The organism is Mycolicibacterium aubagnense, from assembly GCF_010730955.1.
Taxonomy (GTDB): domain Bacteria; phylum Actinomycetota; class Actinomycetes; order Mycobacteriales; family Mycobacteriaceae; genus Mycobacterium; species Mycobacterium aubagnense.
Genome location: NZ_AP022577.1, coordinates 6,015,335 through 6,038,813, shown reverse-complemented (window position 1 = coordinate 6,038,813; position 23,479 = coordinate 6,015,335). Strand labels below are relative to the sequence as shown.

Below are 23,479 nucleotides of genomic sequence, written 5' to 3'. Positions count from 1 at the left end.
CGCAAACCCGGGGCACACGGCTGCACCAAGCCGCGGTTGACCGGTCACCGCCGGACGGGGTTGTGCCGCTCCGAATCCTGCTGGACCAGAAGATGTCACACGACGCCGTGCCGCGGTCGACGTGATCAGCCCTGGCGCGCCCATCTAGCGTGGCGGCATCCGCCGCGAAGCGATATCGGTCACCGGGCGCCCTTGCGTACTCGTCGCTCGCTCCATGGCGAGCATCTGAATAACATTGGCGTACATTTTGATTCGCTGCTCCAGCTCGGCGCAGTGTGCTTGCAGCGCTCGATGTGCTTCGTGCAGGTCATCGAACGCCGCGGCGGTGCCCCGGAACGGGGCTGGCGTCGTGCCCTCGTTGCGGACGTGGGCTTGGAACATCTCTTTGAGATCGACGTGCTGATGGGTGAGGTGCCATCGCTCAACGCCGGCCTCGACGGCCAGCTGGGACACGTTGAGCCGACCGGTGGATCGCAGCGGATTTCCGGCGAGTAATCGGTCCATGGCGGCCAGGATCTTTTTGCGGACAGGGTCCGTTTCAGTGTCCTTCATCGTGTTCCTTGATGATGGTGTCGATGCGGTCGAGTTCTCGTTGTTCTCGCTGGTGGCGCAGCGGTGGGGCGGCGCGGTCCGCCACTGTTACTGCGAGACGGTCCCGGTATTGCTGCACTGTGGCCATGTCACGATCGGTCCGGGCGATGTTGCGACAGCCTGGGCGGCAGTCGTCAACGTCGGGTGTCACCATCGGATCGTCGCGAGCCCCCCGCAGCTGACACGCGGCCTTGGTCGCATCGAATACGCAGGTCATTCCTTCACCGTGGTAGATCTGCAGCAGCGGATTGGCCAGCAGGTCGCGAGTCTGCTTTTTGCTGGTCAGGGTGTAACCGGCGAATTTGCCGTTGGCGGCGTTCAGGCGCTGACGGTAGGTCTGTGATGCCGGTCCGGATACGCGTTCCCCCTCTGTCAGGGCCTGTTCGTCGTCGGCGAATTGTTCCAACCGGGCCAGGAAATCCTCGAATGCCAGCTCGTCAGGGAAGCCCGAGTCGTACGCACCGGCATAGCCCTGAATCATCCTGGTATGCACGTGGCCGTATTGGATTGATGCGGCAACCAATCCTCGAGGCCGACGGCGGATGAACCACGCCAATGTGCGGCGAAACCGGCTGATGGTCAGCTGGCCGTGTGGGTCCGATGGAATGGGATCGATCTGGTGGTGGGCGCAGAGCTGGTCTACGAAATCGATGAACCGGTGCACGCTGTTGGTGGCGACCTGGGTGTTTAGCGCTAATCCCCCAGAACGGCGCTGCACGTAATTGCGGGTCAGGTCAATGCGGTTGGTGAACAACAGGTCTTCGTCATGCAGCCGTTCGAGTACCGCGATCGCTTGGGCGACAGGCTGCACGACCACCCAGGGGTCGGCCCGCGGTAGACCAGCGGGCACCTTGTTGCCCTGCTCGTCGACGGCGTTCTTGAAGTACACGCCCGACATCAGATACATGTCGTTGACATCGTCACGTTCGATGCAGCCGCGACGCAGGTTCAAGATCTCCGCAGGCCGAGCACCGGAGAGGTAGGCGACCACTATCAGGCCGGCAGTGTGCAGATGCCGCACAAGCTGACGGGTCTGATCGTAGGAAAAGCGTCCCGGATGCCACGGGTGTCCAGCCAGCGTAGCGGTGACTGGAGTGGACAGGTACGCATCGTCATCGATCGGCAACCCGGAGGCCGCTAACACCGACTGGGCAATCGAGTAAGACGGCCGTGCCAGCCGTGGGATGCCGATGAGTCTGGCGACATACGGAAAGTTGATTTCCCGCTCGCCGGCCTCGTTGATTCTGCCCGGCAACGAACCTTGTTCGCGCCGAACCGATTCGGTGTAATCGGCGACCACTTTGATAGCTCCACCTCGTGGCAGCCGTGGCTTGGGTTGCTCTGGCCCCGGCGCCACGTCCGGCCCGCGTGCGTGCAAGTAAAGGAACTCCTCGTGGGCGGCGATGATGTCGTCGGCGAAGTCTTCAATGAATCGCAGCGCCCACAGCAGCAGTGCCTGCATCGTGTCTTCGTTGATGCGTGGAGTGAGGTTCTCCATGTATGAGCGGGCGTTGCCGAGAAGCACTCCGGCGGAGTCGCCGCCCCAGGGCGGCATTTCGGGTAGCCGCATCGATTCCGGTAGCACCGAGCGGTATCCCCAGAGTCGACGGACCTCGACGACGCATCGGTGCATCTGCTCCACACCGTCCTGGCTGCGACCCAGATAGACCAGGTACTCATCCAGCAGTTCGGGTGTGACATCGCAGAACCGCGCAACACGGTGTTTGTGAAGCCAATTCAGGAAGATCCGCAACGGATACCAGCACATCCTGACGGTGTACAACGACGGGCGAGTGGCGGTTGTACGCCGCAGCTGCATCGGCGGGTCAGTATTGATCAGCACCCACATGTAGTGTTTTGCCAATTCTCGCAAAGGTTTTGGCGCCGGCTTGAAGTTGACGCTGATGATCTTCGAGCTTTCCTCAAAGATTCCTTGATCGAAGTGCCACACGTTGTCTGTGTACCGCGACAGCCCCGCGGGATCGGTATCTGGACGCAATACACGTCGCAGGAGCACAGGCGCGGACCGGTCAGGCCATTCCACTTGATCGTCGTGCAGCGCTGCGCGCCGGCGCTGCGTCGTCATCGCATATCCAGTTCTCGGTTGAGGAAGCGGCCCACGATCTCGCGATGGGTGTCTGTGGTTGCGGCGCGCGCGGCGCTGAGCTGGTCGTCGTCATAACGAGCGAGCAGATCGGATAATTGCGCGTGCGGGAGTGCAAACCGGGTCGTCCACGCCAGTGGAGTCATGTGGTGGCGACGTTCAGCCAGACGGTCGAACACCAGCGTCTGCACGGGTAGATGCCGAGGCAACGCACGCGCGCATGGACAACTGAGGCACAGCATGAAGGATGCCCGACAGGGCTGGCCCGGGTCACCGTGCGGCCCGTGCTGATTGTCGATGCAGGCGTTCATCACGGTGTCAAGCTTGCCCTTCAGCATCCGGCGAACATCGGTGCGGGACAACGATAATTTCGATGCCAACGCGGTTGGGTCCGCCTGCGCCTGAGTAACTTCGGCCGCCGATAACGCGGACATCAGGGGCAGAGCCCGAGCTTTTGCCACCTGATCATCCAAGGCATCAGCAACAACGCGGCGGTATTCAACGAGGTTGCCACGGTTTCGCCCCAGATAGTCGTCAACAAGGGTTTGTTCGGTGTGTGCCACCGGCTTCTGGTGCAGCTCAAGGTAAGTCATTCGTAGTCGAACCAGCGAAACTTCAAGCGGTTTGGCGGGTGCGCCCTCAACCGCGTCGAGCAGCAGGCGTTGTTGGCGCGACCACGGCCGAACCCATCCCTCGGCTGAGCCATACGCACGAATACCCCGACCATTGGTCCCATTTGAACAGTAGGCAACCATCAACCGGCCACTGCCCTCGATTCGCCGGCTCGATGCGGTCAGCTCACACAACAACATGTAGACACCGAATGCGGTGTGCAATTCATCGCGGCGCGACATCGAGGTCGGATCGTCGGGGGTACTGATCCAATCTGGGGTGGCTGCAAGCGCTACATCCATGTCGGCGCGGCTGCGACGACGCGGCTTGCGCATCCCGACAATGGCGGCCTTCGGTCCGCCCGCGTCGCCATCGGTACGATGGTGTCCAGCAGGACATTTCATGATGACGTACGGATTCTGCCCGGTCAGCACAGCCAACAAGACCGCGCCGGCGCTGACCTCCAGCGGACTCAAATGTGCCCACCAGATAATTTCCCGGGTCCCTCCGAAACCACCTTCGCGCACCCACTGCGCCGTCAGCTGCGATTTGCTTGGGAAATCGCCGCCGCGGCGCGGCACATCAGCATACCGTTCCACATAGTCGAGCAACTCAAGCCGTCGGGTTGGGTCGTCAAGCCCACCCGACCTATACTGCTCCAGTAGCGCACGATGATCTCGGATGCGTTGCGCTGCCCGCCGCAGGTCCGTGCGCGCCGCCGAGGCGATCCGCTGAAACTCGGCACGGCTATAGCTCTCGTGGCGCTTACCCGAATGCGGTGGCCGCGGGTGCGGCTCGGCGAGTTTGACCGCCATGTCGGGAGGCCACGAATCAAGCTGGCGCAGCAGCATTTTCACTCCACGTAGGTCCTCGTTGAGCGTCCCGGCAGAACCCTCGGCGCGGCGCTCGGCCAAGAAGCCGTCGATATGGTGTGGACGAAGGTCCGTCCTGCGCGCGGGCGGACTCGGTAAACTCGCGAGATAGCGCGTGAACTTGCGCGTCGATCGAAATGTGTCCCCGATCGACGCCATCGACCGCAAACCGCTACCTGGGGCTGTGCGCTTCGCGAACGCCTCCGCAAACATGCGTTGCAGCTCTGGGCTCACCGTCAAACGCGAACAGTCGAAGTCTTTCGGCTCGCTATTTCCGTCCTCGAAACACCGCACCGTCGTTCCGTCTGCGAGAACCCCACGCGGTGTCGCATGGCCTGATTCAGGAAGCCGAGCGGCACGACCACGACGATTCATCTGCGCGCCACCGGGTCTCCGAGAACCATGGAGTGACTGCCGAAAAGGTCGGCCATCAATCTCGACACCGGCAGACCCTGGGTCTGGGCAAGCAAAACCTCCACGTCGAGCGCGCGGAACGGTTCTAATGGTGACGTCGGATATCAGAACTGTCCGAATGCCCGTGGCATTGATCGCGAATTCTGACGCTAGTTGATCGCGAATTCTGGCGGTGTTGGTGGAGTTTCAAGATCGCTTATCGCCATATTGACGTCATCTTGATTGCCGCAGTGTCGGCTGGATGGGAACCGCCCCACGGTCAGTGGGATCGGTCGGGGAACCTGTGGTCAGCTTTCGGTGGTGTGCTCGACGATGGGGCATATTGTGGCCGGCACGGTCGCGGTGGCACCGTCGACTGGATGGGCATTTCGAGTGTTGACGAGACTGCGGCGTAGGGCGCGCAGGTCGGCGATCGCGGCATCGATCTCGTCAACGCGCGTGTCGATGAACGCGCGAACCGCGGTGCATGGCGCCGAGCCGTGACGGCGGATGTCCAGGATGGCGGCGATGTCATCCAGGCGTAGGCCCAGTGTGCGGGCCTGACGGATGAAGGTGAGCACGGCGACGTCGTCGGCGCCGTAGAGGCGGTAGCCGGCCGGGGTGCGCGGGGGTTCGTCCACGAGGCCTTTCGCCACGTATAAGCGCAGCGCCTTGCGCGTGATGCCGGCGCGGGAGGCGGCCTGCCCGGCGGTGAGAGTGTCCGAGGCCATGATTTCCTCCTGATCAACTTGACCTGGCCCCGAGGGCCAGCTCTTACTGTCGTCTAGCTGGAACAACACGACAAGGAGGTAGATCATGCCATTTCGTGAGGGTGAGGTGTATCGCTGCCCGGTGCCCGAATGCGGATGCGAGGTGACGGTGACTAAGAGTGCCCGCCGGACTGTCAGGGACAGCAGAATCCGACCTGCTGCTGCGGACAGACGATGGAGAAAGTCAGCTAGGCACCAACGCACCGGGGTGGGGCCTGACAGTGACCTCACCCGGTTGCCGCCGGCACGCATTGCCAGCGATCTGAGCAAAGAGGAGGCACGCGTTGTCGTCCCCGGCTTCACCGCAGCGGTCACGGGAATGGTTGTTGCGGACTTTGGCCGCCGCTACGTTCCTGATTTTCTTTCAGGCGTTCATGGTGGCGCCGCTCATTCCGCAACTGGCGCACGAGTTCGGCAGCTCAACCGATCTGCTTGGGCTCGCTGTTCCCGCCTACCTGGTGCCCTACGGGGCGATGACCTTGTTGTGGGGTCCGCTCTCGGATCGGATCGGCCGGAAACGGGTGATCCTGGGGTCTGCTGCGGGGTTCGTCGTGCTCACCGCGCTGACCGCCCTGGCCGATGGCCCCCCGCATGTTTATCGCGTTCCGGCTGCTGACCGCGCTCGGCGCCAGCGGGGTGGTGCCGATCTCCCTGGCCCTGATCGGTGATGTGTTCCCCTACGAGCGGCGCGGTCATGCGCTGGGCTGGCTTTTCGGCGCGATGGCTGGCGGTATGGCCTTCGGTTCCAGTGCCGGGGCGCTGCTGGAACCGCTGATCGGCTGGCAGGGTCTGTTTCTCGGGGTGGCCGGGCTCGCCGCGATCGTGCTTGTGGCACTTACGCTTCGGCGCTCGCAGCTGCAGGGTGGGTCCGCGCTGCAGCGTCGAAGCGTCGGGCAGATCGCGCGCGGCTACTTCACGCTGCTGCGCCAACAGCGTGCCCGCCGCACCTACGGCTATGTCCTGATCAACGCGGTGATCCACTCCGGCATCTATACCTGGCTGGGCGTCTATTTCAGCCAGCGATTCGGTCTGACGCTGGTCGGTATCGGCCTGGCGTTGCTGCTCTACGGCGTTCCCGGTTTCCTCTTCGGTCCTGCCATCGGCCGGCTCGCCGACCGATACGGGCGCACCCGACTCATCCCCCTCGGTCTGGCCGTCGCGTCCACTGCCGCCCTGCTCCTCGCACTCCCTGTTCCGCTGATCCTGGCTGCCCTCGCTGTCGGCATGCTGTCCCTGGGCTACGACCTGACCCAGCCGCTGCTGGCCGGGATCGTCACCCAGCTGTCCGCCCAACGCGGCCAGGCGATGGGCCTCAACGTCTGCACCCTGTTCATCGGCTTCGGCGCCGGAAGCCTCCTGTTCCAAGCGCTGCTCACCACCGGGTTCACCGCAGCACTGGCCACGTTCAGTACCGGGGCGGCACTCGCCGCGGTCATCGGCCTGTACTTCTTCGCCAGTGAGAGACCACACCCCATGCCGTCCGTCAAAGACCCGCGGTGACGTAATATTTCACGGACTCGAACTTTCCCCACACCTACGTATTGTCGAGATTCGCGATGAAACGGCGTCCGATTTCGCGACCAGAACCAGCCCCGGGATGTTCACTGTTGGGGTGTGTCGCATGTAGGCACTATGCCCGTGTTTCCGTGTTGCGGGCCAGCGATTGTGGTCGGCTGCTGATGACGGCGGCGTAGTTGGTCCAGTCGCCGGCGGAGAGGCGTTGCCAGGAGACGGCGACGTCGGTATGGATGCCGAGGGTGCGGGCCAGGATTGCTGCCGGGATCTCGGTGGCGAGTTGAAACAGTGCGGTGCTGCGGGCGGCGCCGGGACGGATGCCGAGTCGGTTCAATCGTTGGGTCAGCTGGCCGGTGCTGATGGGCCGGCCGGGTTGGCCGCCCGGAAAGAGCCAGATCGAGGGGGTCAGCGCGCCAATGGTTGCGTGGCCCTTGCGATTTGACATATTCAATCGGGCCAGGCCGGCAACCGGCTCGGGTAGGTGTATCGGCGAGCTGCCGAGGTGCAGCCGGACCGGATCAGCGTCGAGTTCGATATCGACGATGGTCATTCGGCAGATCGCAGCCGGTGTCTGCGCGTAGAGGAGAACGAGCAGGCCGGCCAGCCGGTCATCGGGCTTGAGGCTGTCGTCGTGCAACAGGCGGCGCGCGATGTTCCAGCGGTTCTGGTCATCGAGCGGTCGGGTGGGGCCCATCCAGCGGTGTGCGCCGATGCGGACGCTGGTCAGCTTGTTCTTGTGCGCCCATCGGATGAAGTGTCCCGCTGCCCCGCGATGTGTCGCGGCGGCGTCGGTGAGCCAGCGATCCAGGTCGGCCTGCTGACAGCTGCCGAGGGTGAGCTGGTGTTCGGTGAGCCAGTCCAGGAAGGCGATGGCCGCGTGGGTGCGTTGGCGCACCGAGTTGAACTGCTGGATGGTGATGGCGTGCCCGTTGTTGCGTTGCCGCAGTCGACGGATCAGGTGCCAGACCGTGTAGCGGTGCAGCGCCTGCCGCTGCTCGAGGTTCGCGTGCGCAGCCAGGGTCTGATCGATGAACCGCTCGATGCGGACCATGTGCTCATCGCGTCGCGGCAGGGCGCCCACGCCGATGAGGACATGGCGCAGGTGCGCCAGAGGCTGACTGTGGGGCAGCTCGTCGAGCGCTTCGTGGGTCAACGCCCTGCGCCCGGCAGCGAGATCGGCCAGCACCGGCGCGACGGACTTCTTCTTCAGCCATCGCATGGCGGTGATGGGGTGTTCTGCGGTAGCGATGTTGTGCCGCAAAGCCTGCAGCCCCGGATGAAGCGATGCCGACGGCGGACCGATGATCTCGTTGAGACGCTGATTGATTCGGCATCGAACGCATTGACCAGGGTGCGGATAGGACGGGTCGCTGCAGGTTGGGCAATCGCGCCAGATGGCGCGGGTGGTGCAGTCCTCGCAGTGCGGCTGGGCGAGGTGCCCGAGATCACTGCGGCGGTCCGTCCGCACGAGCTGCATCGGGCGGTGCGGCGCTGGCAGGCAGGACACCATGGTCGGCCGGTGATTCGAGATGTGCCGCAGGGCTTTTCGTCGCCGCAGATCGAGCAGGAAGCGGTCGGCAAGGACGGGCAGGTGCTGCAGATCGGCCCGTCTGGGGTCCGGAGGCTGACCGGACGGCGGCGACCGCAGTTGAGGCAGTCTTCGAGGTTGTCAGGGTCGGTGACCAAACAGTTTGGACATAGTGGTCGGCCCTGCTGGTCACGAGTGGCCGGTTCGCGGCGCGCGCCGCAGCGTGCGCATTCTTCGATGCGGGTGTGGGCGATGCAGGTGCGGCACACGCGTTGCCCGTCAAGAGGTTTGTCGATCCGCACGACGCGACCGCAGCGCGGGCATGCCGGCCGCACGATCCCGGCGACTCCTGCTGCGTGCAGGGCATCGATCAGCGGGATGATCGCCCGGATGGGGGCGAGATGCCCGGCGCCGGTGAGTAATTCGGGTGCAGCTTCCAAGGCCCAGGCGACCTTGCGTTGATGCGCGGGCCGGGACGCAAGTCTGCTGACCGCACTGGCGACGAGGTCGCGGTCGACGGCCGGATCCAGCCGGGCCACCACGGTGTGGATGACCGAGATCGGATCGCGGTCGTCGCGGTCAGGGCATTGCGCGCAGCGGGCCCCACCGGCGCGATCCCGGGTCGAGACATGCCGAAGCTGCCCGCAGGCCGCACACGGGGCCGGACGCACGCTACAGGCCCCGCAGAACCAGTCCTGACCACGACGCTGGAGGGTCCGCATCGGCGTGCCGCACTCGGCGCAGACCGGCGGCGAAACCTCTGCGCCGGCCTTTCTCAGGGCGATCAGCAGGTCACCGACCGCCCGCGGCGCCGGAGAGCGTCCATCGGTCAGCACCGCTGGGCGCTGGGCAAGAAACGCTGCCAGGCGCCGCGATTTCGCTCGCCCACCCGCGACGCGGGTGATGACGGACCTGGCCCGCTCGAGTGTGAGCCGATCATCGACCGCCGCGACCAAGTCCGTGATGAACCCGACCGGGTCTGAAACCGACCGATCGCTGGTGGTCACTCGGCGCCGCGAATGCGCGCCCGCTTGGTCGCAAGCCCCCGAGGCCGGCTTCGGCGCCGACCGCCTTCTTCCCGCGGGCGCCCGCTCGGGCCGAGACGGCCGGCTCGATCAAGTCGTCCATCGTGCAGTCGAGGATGTCCAGCAGCGCCATCAGGATCTTCAGGCTCAGCCGTTCGGGTCGCTCGACCACGAGCCGGTAGACCTGACTGGACGACAAGGTGATGCCGCGCTGCTCCAGCGGCTCGATCAGATCGGTGGTCGCGAACATGCCGCCGGCGGCCATGACCGTGCGCAGATGCCAGTGGTAGTCGAGCTTGGCGGGCATCATCAGTCCTTGTCTGCTGGAGGGGTCCGACCAAGCACGGGCGCGAGCGCCTTGTGCAGCATGGTGTTCATGAAATCGGAGCTGACGTGGGTGTAGATGGCCGTGGAACTGTCGCATTCGTGCCCAACCTGGGATTGGATGAACCGCCGGTCAACACCATCTTCGGTGAGGTGCGTGACAAAGGAGTGACGGATTGAGTGGGGCACAAGGTCTTTCGGCAACTTCAGCGCATCCCGATAGGAGACGAACCGAGCGTTGATCTCCGCGGCCTTGATCCGCCCGCCCCGCTCGGTCACCCACAGCGCCGGATGATCGGGGCAGCCGAACTTCGGCCGCACATTCTCGACATAATCAGCGACCGCCTCTACCGCCCAATCCATCACCGACAACACGTTCCGCCGCCGCGGCGGCTGTCCCCGTTTCGCCTTGCCGTAACGCACGTTGAGCGTGCCGAACCTGCCGAACTGCGGCGCCGCAGGATTGCGGCCGAAATCCACCAGGTCAAGTTTGGCGGTCTCGGTCCGACGCAACCCCCACCCGTAGATCACCTTGAAGACGGTGGCATCGCGGAAAGCAGCAAGGGCCCCTTTACGTTTCGCCCGCACCGCACGATCGACCTGGTCGTCGGCGTAGTCCAGGAACCGCTGCATCTCCTCACGTGTGAACGGCCTGGCCTCCGGCCGACCCTCGTAGTCGTTCAAATGCGCGATCGTGTTCCATTCGTGGCAGATCGCCACCGGATGGGTGCCGAACTCTTCCTCGCATGCCAACGCCCACCCGTAGCGGCCGTCGATCAGAAACTCGCTGAACAGCCGTAACGAGCATTGGTAGCCGCGGATCGTCGACGGTGCCAGGTGCTTCTCGCTGACCAACCAGAGCGACCACTCGTCGATATGCGTCGGGGTCCACTGCCACGGATAGTCATTGACGAAATCCATGAACCGACGGACCAGCTTCTCCCGCGCCGTGACTGTCTCCTCACGAAGCCCCGAGCAGCCTGCTGAGCACGCCAGCCACGAAACATCGCCTCCGCCATCGCATCTTGCGGACGCAGGTGTGCGATACCGGACACCAGCTCCAGATGTGCTGCCCCAGCCAGATCAACCTGCCGCAACCCGACCCCAACGCCACCGAACATGATCGCATCATGCGATCACTGGCAATATATCCGCAGCCTTTCATCAGGCAACCAGGTGATTCTCGCCCATCAGATGCAATTCCCGAGCGTTTAGGTATACGTCCAATTCGCGACGATGTATCCGGTGGTATCACCGAATTGGACTCGGAAGTCGCGCGCCTCCTCGTCTGAAAGATGGCCTAGTCTCGACGAATAGACCAATTTGCCTACCGAAAACCACCGCAGGGCAAAGAGTGCCGAAGCATGTGCGGTGTGCAGGTGAAGTTCTCCACTCCCAGCGCTGCAATGCGATCGTTCGCTTCCGAGAAAGTGTGGTGCCATCCGTGTGGGTCGCGCGGCAGGCCATTTTCGTTCAGCCACAACCACAATGGCTCCAAACCAGCATGAGTGCGACGAAACAGTCTGCGGCGCAACGCCGGGCCTGCCGCGTTCCAAGCGCGATCGACGAATCCACCGTTACCATCGGGCAGCCTCACCGTTCCCGGTCGCTTCGCGACACCCACCACGATCGCATCGCTCAATTCCGCGTAGCGACCACAATCCTGGGCGCCGCGAATAGCCCGGGCCCGAGCGCCTTCCACGTATGCACAAACCCCGGCCACCACGGGCCGAGGCATCCAGTACGGGTGACCGTAGCCACCTTTGGCACATTCATCGGCCAGGTGACACTTGTAGAAGGGTCGATCGGCGCCAAGCGCTGGCATTTCATCCATCGTGACCGAGGCCCATTCCGACAGGCGTAACCCCGTTCCATACAGTCCGTCGAAAAATGCCACGTCGCGCTGCTCATTGCGGGTACGGCACGATCTGTCCCTGCGGCCGCGAAGATCGCGGCCGCGCAACCCAACGTCGCGCCATCGATCTACGGCGGCTGGATCGAGCCATCTCACTCTGGCCGAACGCTTTGACGGCGGTGAATCGACGCAGAGGAAGACGTCGACGATGTCCGAAAATCTCTCCGCGGCCCAAGAATAGAATTTCTTGCAGGCGGCAACGTCCTTCGAAAATGCCGAAGCACCAACAGGAGTCGGGTTGCTTGGGTCGGTGCGCCTCCAGAACTCGAAATCTTCGACGTCCTCGTCGATCGCCTCACACCACACGCGTCCTCTGGTTTGCAGGAAGTTCAGCCACACACACAGCGATTGTGCGTAATCACGGTTTGTGGTGGTCGCGAGCACGCGCATCCGGGCAGACGACAAGAAGGCATTGACTCGAACGTCGACAAACCCGTCACTGCGTATGAGAAAGCGTTGCCCATCGACGGCCCGCCAACGCGCAAGTACTTCGGCCAGATCGGCAATCGGACCTGTTATCTCCGTCGGCCAGTGCTGAGCAAGCACGTCGATGTCGTAGCGAACTACCGACCACGTCTGCATATTGGCTCCCAGCCCGAAGGTGGAAGGAGCATAGCAACAACAAGTCGATGGCTATAGAACGTAGGGCGCGACCAGATAGTGCTCCAGCACGTCAATATCGACGGCGAACAAGACGCTGACCTCGATGTCATCCGGGTCTGTTTCAAACAGCTCAACGCGACCGCCTCCACGGCTGCGGATTCGGTACGAGCCGCGGTTGCGGTCCTCAGGTCGTAACTCGATGGCATCGCCCTCGGTCACGACGGCAAAGCCCGCAGTCACCGCCCAACCGGCGCAAACGCTGGACAGGACCGGTGCCGCACTAACCACGAGGTCACGGTAGCGCGCTCGCGCCGTACGTCTTCAATCCACCGAGTCGCCGATACCTTGCGCGGCATGCAGATCACCGCTCGCGTACTTGCCGCAGCTGCAGCTGCGCTCACCGCCATCATCGCCGCTCCGGGAGCCGGCGCTGACCCAGCCGGCCTCAGCACCCCCGACCACCCGTTTTCCGTGATCGATATCGCCGCTCTTCCGCTCCCCGCTGCCCACTGGTCACCGGTACTGGGGCACAACCGCACCGATGCGGTTCTCGCGGGCATTGCCGAATGCTCAGCTGATGGCGTTCCTGCGCCGGCGGACCTCGACGGCGGGCGCGGGCCGCCAGCCCGGTGTTCGTCGCCGACTTACGCCCTGACGACACCGGTGGCACTGCTGGGTGGCGGGGCACTATCGCGGGCGCGTCGTACCCGTCGGTGGCAGCGTCAAGCTACGCCCTGGCGTCCTATCGCAGGTATCTGGATGCCTGCCGCACCGCGCCCAGCCAGCCCGACGCCTACCGGAACGCAGCTGTGGGCACGTCCGTGCAAGACCCGACCACTGCGCATGCGCTGATTCAAACCGCCGGCGATTGGGTTGAGGTGTTCGCCGTGGCCACCAACGACGGCCTGGTGGAGGCCACGTTCAGCCGGACCAATGACGGCCCCGTGCAGTTCGCCTACAACCCTGCGGCCATCTTCAGCGCCCTCAAGATGGCCGATTTGGGCGCACTGTCCCGCCCCGCTCAGTAGCCCGATCCCGACAAGGAAGCGGTGTAGCGATGGGGTCATGGAAGACCGAGGATGTGCGCGGCCGCACCTACGCCGCTGGTGATTTGGTGGAGCTTCGGGAGATGGCCGAGAAGGGGTTCGAGATCCTTTATCGCGTCGGTGTGGTTCACACCGACGGCGCGCTGTATCTGATTCGTCTGACAGGCGTTGAGGACGGCGTAACGGTTGAGGCTGCGGATATCGCCGAGTACGTGTTTCCTGCCAGACTCAACGTTCGTGCCGCACAGGGCTTTTGAGAACCCCCGTCCTGATTGACGGTTTGCTCACCGGGACGTGACAGCGTGCGGCAGCAGCGTGTTGGCCGAGATCTATTCGCGCGACGACGAATCAATCGGTTTCGACGACGCAGCCGGTGACCACGATCTCGTCGTCAGGGACACCGCTGATGGTTTGACCACCATCTGGACGCTGAACCAACCAGTGGCCGCTTGCGCTTCGGCCTCCGAACCATCGTCCAGAGACCGCTTTACCGTCACGTACAGCTCGCACGAACCTAACCTCATACTCTTGATCTGCGGCGGCCAGCGCCGTAGGCATGATTGCGTGATCTGTAACTGTGCCCATGTCAGGTTCGCTTCTCTTTATGCGCCTGAGTGATTGGTTCGTTCACCATCAGGGCCTCAGTCGCGTTCTGATGTTGCGTTGTCCGCGGAGCGCCGACACGGTATCGGCCGCCCGGCGATCTGCATGCGGAAGCCGAGAACCCCGATCTCAATGACCCGTCCCGACAATCCGAGCGGGATCTGCATCGGAGCGCCGTACGGCTGCTCGTTGAGGCTCATGCTGCGCGAATCTCGCTCAGCGGCAGCCTGAGTGTGCGTTGCTCGCCGTATGCGTCCGTGTATCGCACGGTTGCGCGGGACCGTGACATCGACACGACCTCGGCCACGTGTTCGTTACCCCGAACATGGACCCGAACCTGTCCTCCGACGTTCACGTCGCTCATGTGTTGTTGTCCTCCTGGGTGAAAACTCCGTCATCGACCAGCCAGCGGGCGATGTTCGCAGCAACAGTGGGAACATGCGGCCACCCGATCGCTCGCAGATCGGTGTCGGGACCGGGTAGCCGATGCTCAATCGCGGGCACTAGCACTTCGATGCACCACCCCGCCGGGTCGTCGCCGAACTGCTCACGGCTCAGCCCGCTCAGGGTCGCAGATGCAAAATGACGCGCAACGCTACGTCGGTCCGGCCACCCAAGGTCGTCAGCCGTTCGGCCGCTCAATTGCGCCGCAATTTCGGCAGCGACTCGAATCGCAATGGTGGACATCACCTCTCCTGTCGAACGAAGCTCGGAATCCGCGACCTCGCCCCTACACTCGGCGTTCTTGATCGCGAAATTACGACGAGCAGCCACCGTTGCGTCCTGGCGCCGCTCGACACGCCGAACCCGGTGCAATCGCGCCGTCGCATCAGGCGGCCTGAAAGGTGGACAGGATGATGACCTCGTCGTCCGCGTAGTCCCAGTTGCTCTGTCGGTCACTGAGGAGGTCCGAGAACCACCATCGCCCGTTGCGCCGCCAGCCGCGGTACTTCGCGGCTTGCTCTGGCCCGGTCCAGCGGTCCCAGTCATCGTCGATGAACGCGATGACGTAATGGACACCCTCTTTCGCGGTGGCCGGATCGATGATCGAGTCAGGTATCTGCACCTCGTTTCCTTCCGTCATCTCAGGCGGGCTGAGCGTCTGTCACGTCCCAGGTATGCTTCCGAGTCCGCGTCAACGGACGTCGATGAGGGGTTCCCCGCAGGTATCGCAGCGTTCGTCGGTGTTTTCGACGTGCACACCGAAGATCATCTTCGGGAAGTCGCCCGAATCGAAACTGCGCTCGGTGTGTCGATCGATGCCGGCCTTCGACGCCATCTCGTCGAGCAGTGTTTCCAGCGGTGTTGTCGCCTTTGAGTCGAACCCACCTGTGCGCAAAGCCCATTCACGGATACATGAGGGGCAATGGTTGGCCGCCTGGAACGTGTAGCCCACGATGTCGGTCGATGCCATGATCAGCCCACAGTCCGGGCAACGCGTAGGTTCGCGCGCATCGTGATGTTGATCTGGTCGTTGTAGACCACCACCGTGCCGTCTGCGATCGCCTCGACCGACTCCACCACGGCGAGCTCTGATTCAGATGCGATGCGGGCCGTCTCGATCGCGGCGGCATTCGTTCGATCATCGCCGCCGAACGGCTGCCACACCCATGGGTGCACAGAAGAATCGTCGACCAGCGCCAACAACGGCTGCAGGTCGATCATGTCACCTTCACGCAGATCGGCTGGATTGACATGTTCGGTATGTGACATCGCAACTCCCTCACTGGCTGTTCGGCATCGTGTCCGCGTTGCGGATCGTGACTGGGGTTGTGCGCATCACTGGTGCGCGGCGCGCTTCGATTGCGACTGTCGAGCAGTCCCAGGCACCCATGCATAGGCACCCGAACCCAGTGTTCGTCATCCGTGACGCTTCCACACACTGCCGAAATTGCTACGCCGCCTGCGAAATTCAGCGACAGATTCTGCACTGCACCATCCGGACGCCGGCCTTTTTCTGGGCGCAAGCGCTGCAATTGCCGGCGATTCAGCGAGAACCAGGAGTGCGCAGCCAGCCGTGGTGGGCGCGGATGAGGGTGTGCCGGACTTCCTATCCGGTGCATCGCTGGTCCGACGATTAGCAGGCCGTGCGACAGGTGCAGATTCCATGGTTGCTCACCTCCACTCCGCGTCCGAACAACAACCCGAGCAGTCGCCGCCGCACACACCCTCAGGGTGCAGACCGCCAGTCGTAGCGTCGTAGTGCGCGACGTAGTCGGAGTGAGCCTGCGTGGGGTCGGACGTCCACTCCGACCGCGAGGTGCCCGAGTCACTGTCACGGTGCCGATACCAGATCACGCCATTCGAGTCGGTTCGTGCCGGAAACTGCTGTGCCACATTCATTTTTACCCTCAGTATGCCGGCTGGAGTTCTATCCACTCGTAGACAGGTAACGACACTGCGCCCTCGTAGACCTGACCTGTTTCGGGGTCAGTGGTCCGGCACAGGGTCGTCGCCAATGACACCCCGTCCCGTCGGCGCAGGACGGGCTCCTCCACAACTTCGCACAAGAATGTGCGCACACTCCGCTGTCCGGAAAGTGTTGAACGATGCGCGAATCGGTCCCCGACGCGTAAATCACAGGCGTGGGAGAGAACAGTGCTTGCCATGCCAAACTCCTAACGTTGTCTCTAAATTAGAGACTACGACCGAATTTTCGCTCTCGCAAGCACTTCAGCGTCGTGGCGCCACCGCGGACCGTATCCGCACGCCGCGGCGCTACCGACAATCCTCGCCGCTCTCACACCGCGGGTTGTCGGCCCCGTCGAGCACCACCGTGTACCCGCACGATGCAGGCAAACGGTTCTCCGGACGGTTCACATACGCTTCCGTGGCCGCGAAGTCGGGAACAGTCCGAATGCGTTTGATCACGGACTCCGCCACTTGCTCTCCGTCATGCAGCGCCGCTACGAACAAGCGGCACACCACCATCTTCTGGTCGCCGCTGCTCGCCGGCACAGCCACGACATCGGCCGGATCAACAAGCACCACCAGCATGTTGGCGGAGAAGTCTCTCGCCGAGTTGAACGTCCCGACATGCAGTCCAACCGAGGACGTCGAGTATCGGTCAGAATCCACCGTCGCGCGCCATCCACACTGTGGAGCCAACCGGGTATGGGATGCGGCCTGTCAGGGACTGGGCAGTGTCCTGGTGCACCACCGTGACCGGCTCCGCTCCCCTGTGCGCCGATAAGCCGTCGGCGCACACCGACTTGAAGCCGACAATGAACCCGTCCGCAGTGATGCAGAAACCACAGGCTTTGAGCCAGCCGAGGAGCTGCGAACGTGAGGCCTGCGATGGATTCCGCTCCATCCTCTCCAGAAAGGCACTGATCGCGGCGGGGTCGACATTCTCGCTGGCGAGACGCAGCGCGGTGGATAGGACCGCTTCGGCTACCGGGTTACCGTGCACGATTCGACATGCCAGCTCTTCATCGTCGACGGCGGCGATCGACCGTTGCGATCCGAGTATCGATCGCTCTTCCGGTCACTGAATCTGTAGGCCTGATCTATTCTGCGCGTTCGTCCCGCGACCGAGCGCGGCGCGAAGCGCCGTCCTTGGTGACGAATAATACATCAAAGTCGCCGGTGATGCGAAAAAATGCCAAGGTGCAAATTGAAACGCCGATCGGTTCGATCCTGTCCGGGGACTCATCGCCGCCATCGGGGCTTGGCAGCGCGCGGATGTCCGAGAAAGCCGCTGAATCCGGCGACGCATTGTCGACGTCAATGACCAGATCATACGTCGGGCATCTTCTGACGTCCAGTGCTTAATCGATTGTTCAGTCGACGACGACGGTCCTGGATGACCGCCTCCACTCGACCGTTGCTTTCATGTTGGCGCGAACCGTTCCCGGCACTGGTCGTCAGGGATTGCGCGAGAGGTGTTTCGCAAGATCGCGAAGGGCTTCGACCATCGCGCAAATGTCCTCGAAGACTTGGCCGCGCTCATCGACGAGATACTCATGAACCCGGGAAAATGCCGGGTTCGAATGCGCAATCACCAATGTGCGCTCACCCTCGACAAGGAGAATGGATCGGCTGTCGATCAGTGCGTGCATCGCGTGGTTCCTGTTCTACGGAAGCCTGTTCGGGCGCTAAGTGGCAGCGGTGGAAGTGAACCAGCAGAAGTCTCTCGGCTTGGTCTGCGCGACGTAATCGCACCACCCCAGCCAGGTTCACCCGTGGCGCAGGACTGGACACGCCGACGCTGCCGGCGTCTGACATGGCCGCGTAGGCCGCCGCCAGCGCGGGCGATCATCGAACATCGCGAACAGTCGACGCCAGGAGTCCTCGGATTCCGGTCACGAGTACGCCATGCGCAATGGACGGCTTATCCAATCCGGCACAGGCCCCGAATTCATGTATGCGTGCCCACATCCGGGTACACCTCAATGTCGGGGCACATCGTGACTGGTCAGCGCGTCGTCCAAGACCGCAGCTGATCCGGCTTTCACGATCCCGCCTCTAGCCCCGAATCCGGCTACGACCGGGCACGACTTTTCGAGCATGCCGGGGTCTTTGAGGACGATGCCGTACTGGGATGCGGCCGCATCCAACTGCCCGGAAGGTGCGACGACGAGCGCAAGGCTCCCGCCGAAGCTAGACCCGGCGACGGCGATCTTGCCAGCGCACCGTTCGTCGGCCATGAGGTAGTCGCGCGCCGCGCCGATGGTGTCAATGGCGGGCCCTGAGCCACTGAAAAGTGGCTCAATAGCCCGAACCACGCAGACGATCCTGCCGCCGCGGGTTAAGAGATCGGGCGCCAGCGCAATATGGCCACCATCGGCGAAGCGGTCGGCCAGCGCTCGCACGTCGGAGGACACGCCGCGAATGCCATAAATCATGACGACACCTGGCCAGGGGCCAGGGCCTCTGGAACGGACAGGATAACCCGGGCGGGTGTCGTGGTCGGCGAAGTTTCCACGGCGGGAGTGCTATTGCCTTGGTGTGTGATGAGCATGGACCGGTCAAGTCCAGGGACGTGGTGTATGACGTCGTCGTGTGATTCTTCGAGGTAGTTGGGTCAGGCGGGCAGTGCCGCGGGGGTAGCCTCCTGTTCGGTTGGGGTGTCGTTGACGGTGCGTGATTTGCTCAGAACGTCGAGGCCGAGGTAGCGCCGCGACTCGGCCCATTCGTCGTGTTGTTCGGCCAGCACTGCTCCGACGAGACGGATCAGGGCCGCGCGGTCGGGGAAGATGCCCACGACGTCGGTGCGCCGGCGGATCTCCTTGTTGAGTCGTTCCTGGGGATTGTTGCTCCAGATCTGGCGCCAGATCTGCTTGGGGAACGCGGTGAACGCCAGCAGATCCGGCCGCGCCGCTTCGAGGTGATCGGCGACATTGGGCAGCTTGTCGGACAATGCGTCGATGATCCGATCATATTGAGCAGCAACGGATTCAGCGTCAGGTTGGTCGAACACCGAGTGCAGCAGGGTGCGCACCCAGGGCCACGAACTCTTGGGAGTGACGGACATCAGGTTGGTCGTGTAGTGGGTTCTGCAGCGCTGCCACGCCGCTCCGGGCAGGGTGGCCCCGATGGCGGCGACCAGCCCGGCGTGGGCGTCGCTGGTGACCAGTTTGACCCCGGACAGGCCGCGGGCGGTCAACGACCGCCAGAACGTCAACCAGCCCGCCCCGTCCTCAGCGGTCGTGACATCGATTCCCAGGATCTCGCGGTAGCCCTCGGCGTTGACCCCGACGGCGATCAGGGCGTGCACGTTGACCACCCGGCCGGCTTCACGCACCTTGAGCACCAGAGCGTCCGCAGCGACGAACGTATACGGGCCGGCATCGAGCGGCCGGGTCCGGAACGCCTCCACGGCGGCGTCGAGTTCATCACCGACACCTGCGACTTCGACAACGACGTGATGCCCAGGGTCTCGACCAGCTTGTCCATCCGCCGCGTCGAGACACCAAGCAGGTAACACGTCGCCACCACCGTGGTCAGGGCCCGCTCGGCGCGTTTACGGCGCTCCAGCAGCCAGTCCGGGAAGTAGGATCCTTGCCGCAGCTTCGGGATCGCAAGATCCAAAGTCCCTGCACGGGTGTCGAATTGACGGTGTCGGTAGCCGTTGCGGGAATTGTGCGCTCAGCCGAGCGTTCGCCGTAGCCGGCACCGCATAGGGCGTCGGCTTCGGCGCCCATCAGGTGTGGATGAACGTGGCCAGCAGCTCGCGCAGCACGTCGGGATGGGCAGTGGTGAGTCGTTCGGCCAGCACAGTGGGCAGATCGATATTGTGGGCAGTGGTCATCGCGTCGATTCCTTTGCTCGAGTGACTTTGGACGGTCTCTCGAAGAATCACGCGATGACCTTCAATCACTCGGCTACGACACGCCGGTACCGCTGATCAGGTCCGACTCGTACACCACCTTGATGGACGCAACCCATGGACCGCCTCGCTAACGCTGAATAGCTTCTTCGGCTGGCTGAAGGCTTGGTGCTTGATCACCCAGCCCAGGTGCGACGACGAGGGCGAGTAATCGCCCCTTAACCCCACGTAGACCCGACTTCCGAAACAAGGTGGCCCCTCGCCTAACAATACCGTACCGATGTATCTGATCATAAATCAGCGCCATCGAAACACAATGCATTCGTATTGTCTAGCCGTACGGACGGTCTTCCCGGTCCGGCCATCGGCGCACAACATCCGCCGTGGCTCGCCCATCGCGCCCGAGTTCCGCGCGAAGACGCGGGCGGGCCCCAGCCGCCGGAACGGCGTCGCTGCCTGCGTTCACCTACAAATGACCCGCGGCGCGATATCGGCTGGCCGCATCCAACGACAGTCATTCAGCGCGATTTCTTCGCTAACGTAATGATGTGTTTAGTCACCACAACACCCTTGGTGAGCTCATCGCGGACACGGCACAAAAGTTGCTTTCTGTTGCCACCGACGGAGTCGATGATCTCAGCAAAGAAGTGCTCGCAGACATCGGCAGGTTTTTCGCCCTCGATGCCGTTTTTCTGTGGCACAACACGCACAACCTCGGGGCAACAGAGTTGATTGCACAATGGCCGGCGCGCAAATGCGTGTCCGACTCCGATCCAGCTTTCGCCCTCGCCGATGACCTCGACAAACCGGCTGCGCTTAGGCTGAACGCACAATCCAAAGAGTTCCGTGCGCGGATCACACCCGGCACGTCCGCGCCCGACATTCTCTCAATTGCCGTCGCTCCGTTAATTCCGCCGGGTGGTGACGCAGTCGGTAATTTGGAACTTGTCCGGTACGGCTACCACGACTGGCCAGCAAACGACCTTGATGCGCTAACGCTGCTCGCCGCCGTTTTCGCGAACGTCAAATTACGCACCGACCGCGAACGCGAGATGAAGCGACTGAGCGAGCAGGACAGTCTGACCGGCTTATGGAATCGCAGGAAGCTGATTCAACTTCTCGAATTCCGCCTGTCACATGGCGCCTCAGACCCAGTCGCCATCCTCTACGTCAGCCCGGACCGACTGCGCACCGTCAACGCTGTTCTCGGTCATGCAGCAGGAGATCAGCTCATGACACACCTCAGCAACCAGGTGCAAGCACAGATGGGCGATAGTGGTTTCATCGCCCGGCCTGGTGACGATGAGATTGCCGTGGTCCTAGACGGACCGGCCAGCCATCAGCACGCCGAAGCGTTCGCCCAGCATCTACGCGACAAGTTTCGCGGACGAATCATCCTCGAAGCCGAGCGTGTCCAATCCAGCATGAGCATCGCCGTGGCTGTCGGGTTCCCGGGAAGGCACTCAGCGTCGGACCTCATGAGCCATGTAAGTCGTGCTTTGTCATCCATCAGGGCAGCCGGCGGCAATGACATCGCCACGTTCAGAGACGATTTAGCCGAGACGTTCAACGCATGGACCGACATCGAACTCAACCTGCAGCGGGCCATCGAAGAGGAGGAGTTGGTTCTCTTCTTCCAGCCCGAAGTCGATTTGAGAACTGGGGCGATCGTCGCCCTAGAATCACGGGTCCAGTGGAACCATCCGAGTCGCGGGCACCTTCCTCTCGAACAATTCATGCCTGTCGCCGAGGCCACCAATCAAGCGGCGATGTTGGGTCGCCGCATTCTCTGGATTTGCTGCGAGCAACTACATCATTGGCGTAGCAACCACCTGGCTCAGAGCATTGTCATGCGAATCAAACTCTCACCCGCCCAAGTGCTTACAGAGGATTTCCCCGCATACCTCACTAAGACGCTCGATTACTTCCAGCTACCTGCCCACGCAATCTCGCTAGAATTTCCCGAAAGTGACCTATTCTACGAGCCGTCGGCCAGCGCAACGCTTCGCAATCTCAAGGCAACGGGCGTAGGCCTAACGTTGGCCGACTTCGGAACCGGCTACGGGAGCCTGGCTGGACTCAAATCATTGCCGTTTGACACACTCAAAATTGACGGATCATTTGTTCAAAGCCTGCCGAACGACGACGGCAATGCCGCAATCTTCGCGTTGATAGCGACCTTGAGCCAGGAATTCGAACTGGACCTGGTGGCCAGCGGCCTGCAACACTACGCCGACGCGAAAGCCCTGGTGGGGCTCGGATGCGGTCAAGCCCAAGGCCCATTGGTGTCGCCCCCCTCGACGTCGAGGCTACGACAACCCTCCTCGTGCAGCCGCTCATTCCGCACGTCAAGCTGGGCAGCAGCTAAGTCTCGTCAACCACGCTCCGTCAAGGTCGTCCCGCCCGGCCACGCACTATGGCGATCACGCCCGGCTCGCCGATTTGAGCTCAGACCAGCCCGACCGGATCGGGCGGCGTGGCCGTCTTCCCAGCAGCGTCTGCAGCCGGCCCCGGCGCTAGCGGGCCGTCAAGCGGGAGATAGCAGTTGAAGAACTCGAGCATGCGCCGCCAGGCGTCCTCGGCCTCGGCTGCCGAGTAGCTAGCTCCCACAGCACGCTCGATGAACCGAACCGGACCAGGAAAGCGCCAGTCGTTGATGAATCCATGGCCCACGTCCGGGTACTCACGGATGTCTCGTGGCACATCGCCTTTCGCGAGAGCGGCATCGAGGCGCGCCGCGCTACCTCGACGTGCAATGAGGTCTTTTGCGCCGTAGCTGGCCACGACCGGGCACGCATCCCTCAACGCGTGCAAATCCTTGGGCAGGACCCCGTAGTTCGCCGCGCAGGCATCAAATAGTCCGCCGACGGAGAGCTGCAGAGCCAGCTGGCCACCCATGCAGAAGCCGAGCAGTCCTATCTTGCCGGTGCAACGTTCATCTGCCTGGAGGAAATCTCGCAGCGACAAGCGGGGCGTATCCAGTGCCGATTCCGGCGCTGGCGGCGCGCAGCGTGGCGATCAGGCACCGGATCTTCAAGCCTCCGGCGTAGAGAGCCGGCGCCAATGCGATGTAGCCGTTCTCGGCCAGTCGATCGGCGGTGCGACGCAGATCGGCAGTCATGCCCAACACATCTTGAACGACTACGACCGCCGGCCATCTCCCCTCGCCTCGCGGAACAGCGAGGTAGGCTGGCGCCACGCTGTCGTTTCCGTGATGGTATGTAACGAAGCTCATTGATTGGCGCCTTCATTGACGCGATAGTTTTGGGCAGCAAATCGACAAGATATGTTCAAATCGAGCTCCAAT

At 62.9% G+C, this 23,479-nt stretch carries 25 protein-coding genes and 2 pseudogenes; 7 read left to right on the top strand and 20 right to left on the bottom strand.

Annotated features, from left to right (window positions below; genetic code table 11):
* Positions 1 to 144 precede the first annotated feature (144 nt).
* The 4 genes from G6N59_RS29040 to G6N59_RS29025 all read right to left on the bottom strand — a co-directional run bounded on the left by G6N59_RS29040 (position 145) and on the right by G6N59_RS29025 (position 5,303).
* A complete protein-coding gene (locus G6N59_RS29040; RefSeq protein WP_138230235.1) occupies positions 145 to 552 on the bottom strand; it encodes a hypothetical protein in 408 nt (135 codons plus the stop codon).
* Positions 539 to 2,440 (bottom strand): hypothetical protein, encoded by a 1,902-nt coding sequence (locus G6N59_RS29035; RefSeq protein ID WP_235678759.1) that lies wholly within the window; start codon positions 2,438 to 2,440, stop codon positions 539 to 541. Before G6N59_RS29035 ends, G6N59_RS29040 begins: the two co-directional genes overlap by 14 nt.
* Before the next feature lie 233 nt (positions 2,441 to 2,673).
* Positions 2,674 to 4,473, bottom strand: coding sequence for a hypothetical protein (locus G6N59_RS29030; protein ID WP_138230233.1), 1,800 nt, complete (start codon positions 4,471 to 4,473; stop codon positions 2,674 to 2,676).
* A 407-nt stretch (positions 4,474 to 4,880) separates the two neighbouring features.
* Positions 4,881 to 5,303, bottom strand: a complete 423-nt coding sequence (locus tag G6N59_RS29025) for a MerR family DNA-binding protein (RefSeq protein ID WP_163911226.1) — start codon at positions 5,301 to 5,303, stop codon at positions 4,881 to 4,883.
* A 323-nt stretch (positions 5,304 to 5,626) separates the two neighbouring features.
* Between G6N59_RS29025 and G6N59_RS31695 the strand changes: the two genes are divergently transcribed.
* Both G6N59_RS31695 and G6N59_RS31690 read left to right on the top strand, forming a co-directional pair.
* On the top strand, positions 5,627 to 6,010 hold the full coding sequence (locus G6N59_RS31695; protein WP_197907901.1) for an MFS transporter: 384 nt from the start codon (positions 5,627 to 5,629) through the stop codon (positions 6,008 to 6,010).
* Positions 5,934 to 6,842, top strand: coding sequence for an MFS transporter (locus tag G6N59_RS31690; RefSeq protein ID WP_197907900.1), 909 nt, complete (start codon positions 5,934 to 5,936; stop codon positions 6,840 to 6,842). Before G6N59_RS31695 ends, G6N59_RS31690 begins: the two co-directional genes overlap by 77 nt.
* Before the next feature lie 130 nt (positions 6,843 to 6,972).
* On the opposite strand, the gene G6N59_RS30865 is transcribed toward G6N59_RS31690, so the two are convergent.
* Positions 6,973 to 8,076 (bottom strand): site-specific integrase, encoded by a 1,104-nt coding sequence (locus tag G6N59_RS30865; protein ID WP_197907899.1) that lies wholly within the window; start codon positions 8,074 to 8,076, stop codon positions 6,973 to 6,975.
* A gap of 554 nt (positions 8,077 to 8,630) precedes the next feature.
* On the opposite strand from G6N59_RS30865, the gene G6N59_RS30860 reads away from it, so the two are divergent.
* Positions 8,631 to 8,807, top strand: a complete 177-nt coding sequence (locus tag G6N59_RS30860) for a hypothetical protein (protein WP_197907898.1) — start codon at positions 8,631 to 8,633, stop codon at positions 8,805 to 8,807.
* A gap of 514 nt (positions 8,808 to 9,321) precedes the next feature.
* On the opposite strand, the gene G6N59_RS29010 is transcribed toward G6N59_RS30860, so the two are convergent.
* From G6N59_RS29010 to G6N59_RS28995, 4 genes are all read right to left on the bottom strand, one after another.
* Positions 9,322 to 9,717 (bottom strand): helix-turn-helix domain-containing protein, encoded by a 396-nt coding sequence (locus tag G6N59_RS29010; protein WP_179970253.1) that lies wholly within the window; start codon positions 9,715 to 9,717, stop codon positions 9,322 to 9,324.
* A gap of 2 nt (positions 9,718 to 9,719) precedes the next feature.
* Positions 9,720 to 10,655, bottom strand: coding sequence for a tyrosine-type recombinase/integrase (locus G6N59_RS29005; protein ID WP_235678712.1), 936 nt, complete (start codon positions 10,653 to 10,655; stop codon positions 9,720 to 9,722).
* Positions 10,656 to 11,061: 406 nt separating this feature from the next.
* Complete coding sequence (locus G6N59_RS30750; protein ID WP_179970252.1) at positions 11,062 to 12,231, bottom strand: site-specific integrase; 1,170 nt, start codon at positions 12,229 to 12,231, stop codon at positions 11,062 to 11,064.
* A gap of 51 nt (positions 12,232 to 12,282) precedes the next feature.
* Positions 12,283 to 12,540, bottom strand: coding sequence for a hypothetical protein (locus tag G6N59_RS28995; protein WP_138233549.1), 258 nt, complete (start codon positions 12,538 to 12,540; stop codon positions 12,283 to 12,285).
* A 66-nt stretch (positions 12,541 to 12,606) separates the two neighbouring features.
* Between G6N59_RS28995 and G6N59_RS28990 the strand changes: the two genes are divergently transcribed.
* From G6N59_RS28990 to G6N59_RS28985, 3 genes are read left to right on the top strand one after another with little or no spacing between them, the layout of a single operon-like run.
* On the top strand, positions 12,607 to 13,104 hold the full coding sequence (locus G6N59_RS28990) for a hypothetical protein (RefSeq protein ID WP_235678711.1): 498 nt from the start codon (positions 12,607 to 12,609) through the stop codon (positions 13,102 to 13,104).
* A 35-nt stretch (positions 13,105 to 13,139) separates the two neighbouring features.
* Positions 13,140 to 13,280 carry a hypothetical protein gene (locus G6N59_RS31295; protein WP_235678710.1) on the top strand — a complete coding sequence of 47 codons (141 nt, stop codon included), beginning with the start codon at positions 13,140 to 13,142 and terminating at the stop codon, positions 13,278 to 13,280.
* Between the two features lie 29 nt (positions 13,281 to 13,309).
* Positions 13,310 to 13,555 (top strand): hypothetical protein, encoded by a 246-nt coding sequence (locus G6N59_RS28985; protein WP_138233547.1) that lies wholly within the window; start codon positions 13,310 to 13,312, stop codon positions 13,553 to 13,555.
* A 706-nt stretch (positions 13,556 to 14,261) separates the two neighbouring features.
* Here the strand turns inward: G6N59_RS28985 and G6N59_RS28980 are convergent.
* The 9 genes and pseudogenes from G6N59_RS28980 to G6N59_RS28940 form a co-directional block, all read right to left on the bottom strand.
* Positions 14,262 to 14,675, bottom strand: a complete 414-nt coding sequence (locus G6N59_RS28980; protein ID WP_138233546.1) for a hypothetical protein — start codon at positions 14,673 to 14,675, stop codon at positions 14,262 to 14,264.
* 55 nt (positions 14,676 to 14,730) lie between these two features.
* Positions 14,731 to 14,967, bottom strand: a complete 237-nt coding sequence (locus G6N59_RS28975) for a hypothetical protein (RefSeq protein ID WP_138233545.1) — start codon at positions 14,965 to 14,967, stop codon at positions 14,731 to 14,733.
* Positions 14,968 to 15,036: 69 nt separating this feature from the next.
* Entirely contained in the window at positions 15,037 to 15,315 is a 279-nt protein-coding gene (locus G6N59_RS28970) for a hypothetical protein (RefSeq protein ID WP_138233544.1), read from the bottom strand.
* A gap of 2 nt (positions 15,316 to 15,317) precedes the next feature.
* Positions 15,318 to 15,614 (bottom strand): hypothetical protein, encoded by a 297-nt coding sequence (locus G6N59_RS28965; RefSeq protein ID WP_138233543.1) that lies wholly within the window; start codon positions 15,612 to 15,614, stop codon positions 15,318 to 15,320.
* Positions 15,615 to 16,619: 1,005 nt separating this feature from the next.
* A complete protein-coding gene (locus G6N59_RS28960; protein WP_163911875.1) occupies positions 16,620 to 16,898 on the bottom strand; it encodes a hypothetical protein in 279 nt (92 codons plus the stop codon).
* A 70-nt stretch (positions 16,899 to 16,968) separates the two neighbouring features.
* On the bottom strand, positions 16,969 to 17,313 hold the full coding sequence (locus G6N59_RS28955) for a hypothetical protein (RefSeq protein WP_163911871.1): 345 nt from the start codon (positions 17,311 to 17,313) through the stop codon (positions 16,969 to 16,971).
* Between the two features lie 454 nt (positions 17,314 to 17,767).
* Complete coding sequence (locus tag G6N59_RS28950; protein WP_163911868.1) at positions 17,768 to 17,962, bottom strand: hypothetical protein; 195 nt, start codon at positions 17,960 to 17,962, stop codon at positions 17,768 to 17,770.
* Positions 17,963 to 18,292: 330 nt separating this feature from the next.
* A pseudogene (locus G6N59_RS28945) lies at positions 18,293 to 18,784 on the bottom strand (dienelactone hydrolase family protein); the annotation flags it as partial.
* A 143-nt stretch (positions 18,785 to 18,927) separates the two neighbouring features.
* A pseudogene (locus G6N59_RS28940) lies at positions 18,928 to 19,934 on the bottom strand (IS256 family transposase).
* 786 nt (positions 19,935 to 20,720) lie between these two features.
* Between G6N59_RS28940 and G6N59_RS28935 the strand changes: the two are divergent.
* The gene (locus G6N59_RS28935; protein ID WP_138233527.1) at positions 20,721 to 22,721 is read left to right on the top strand and encodes a putative bifunctional diguanylate cyclase/phosphodiesterase; all 2,001 of its coding nucleotides are present in this window, start codon (positions 20,721 to 20,723) and stop codon (positions 22,719 to 22,721) included.
* Here the strand turns inward: G6N59_RS28935 and G6N59_RS31970 are convergent.
* Together G6N59_RS31970 and G6N59_RS31685 are read right to left on the bottom strand one after the other, a co-directional pair.
* A complete protein-coding gene (locus tag G6N59_RS31970) occupies positions 22,621 to 23,070 on the bottom strand; it encodes a dienelactone hydrolase family protein (RefSeq protein WP_407665791.1) in 450 nt (149 codons plus the stop codon). The genes G6N59_RS28935 and G6N59_RS31970 overlap by 101 nt on opposite strands.
* Positions 23,071 to 23,107: 37 nt before the next feature.
* A complete protein-coding gene (locus G6N59_RS31685; RefSeq protein WP_306789602.1) occupies positions 23,108 to 23,407 on the bottom strand; it encodes a dienelactone hydrolase family protein in 300 nt (99 codons plus the stop codon).
* Positions 23,408 to 23,479 lie beyond the last annotated feature (72 nt).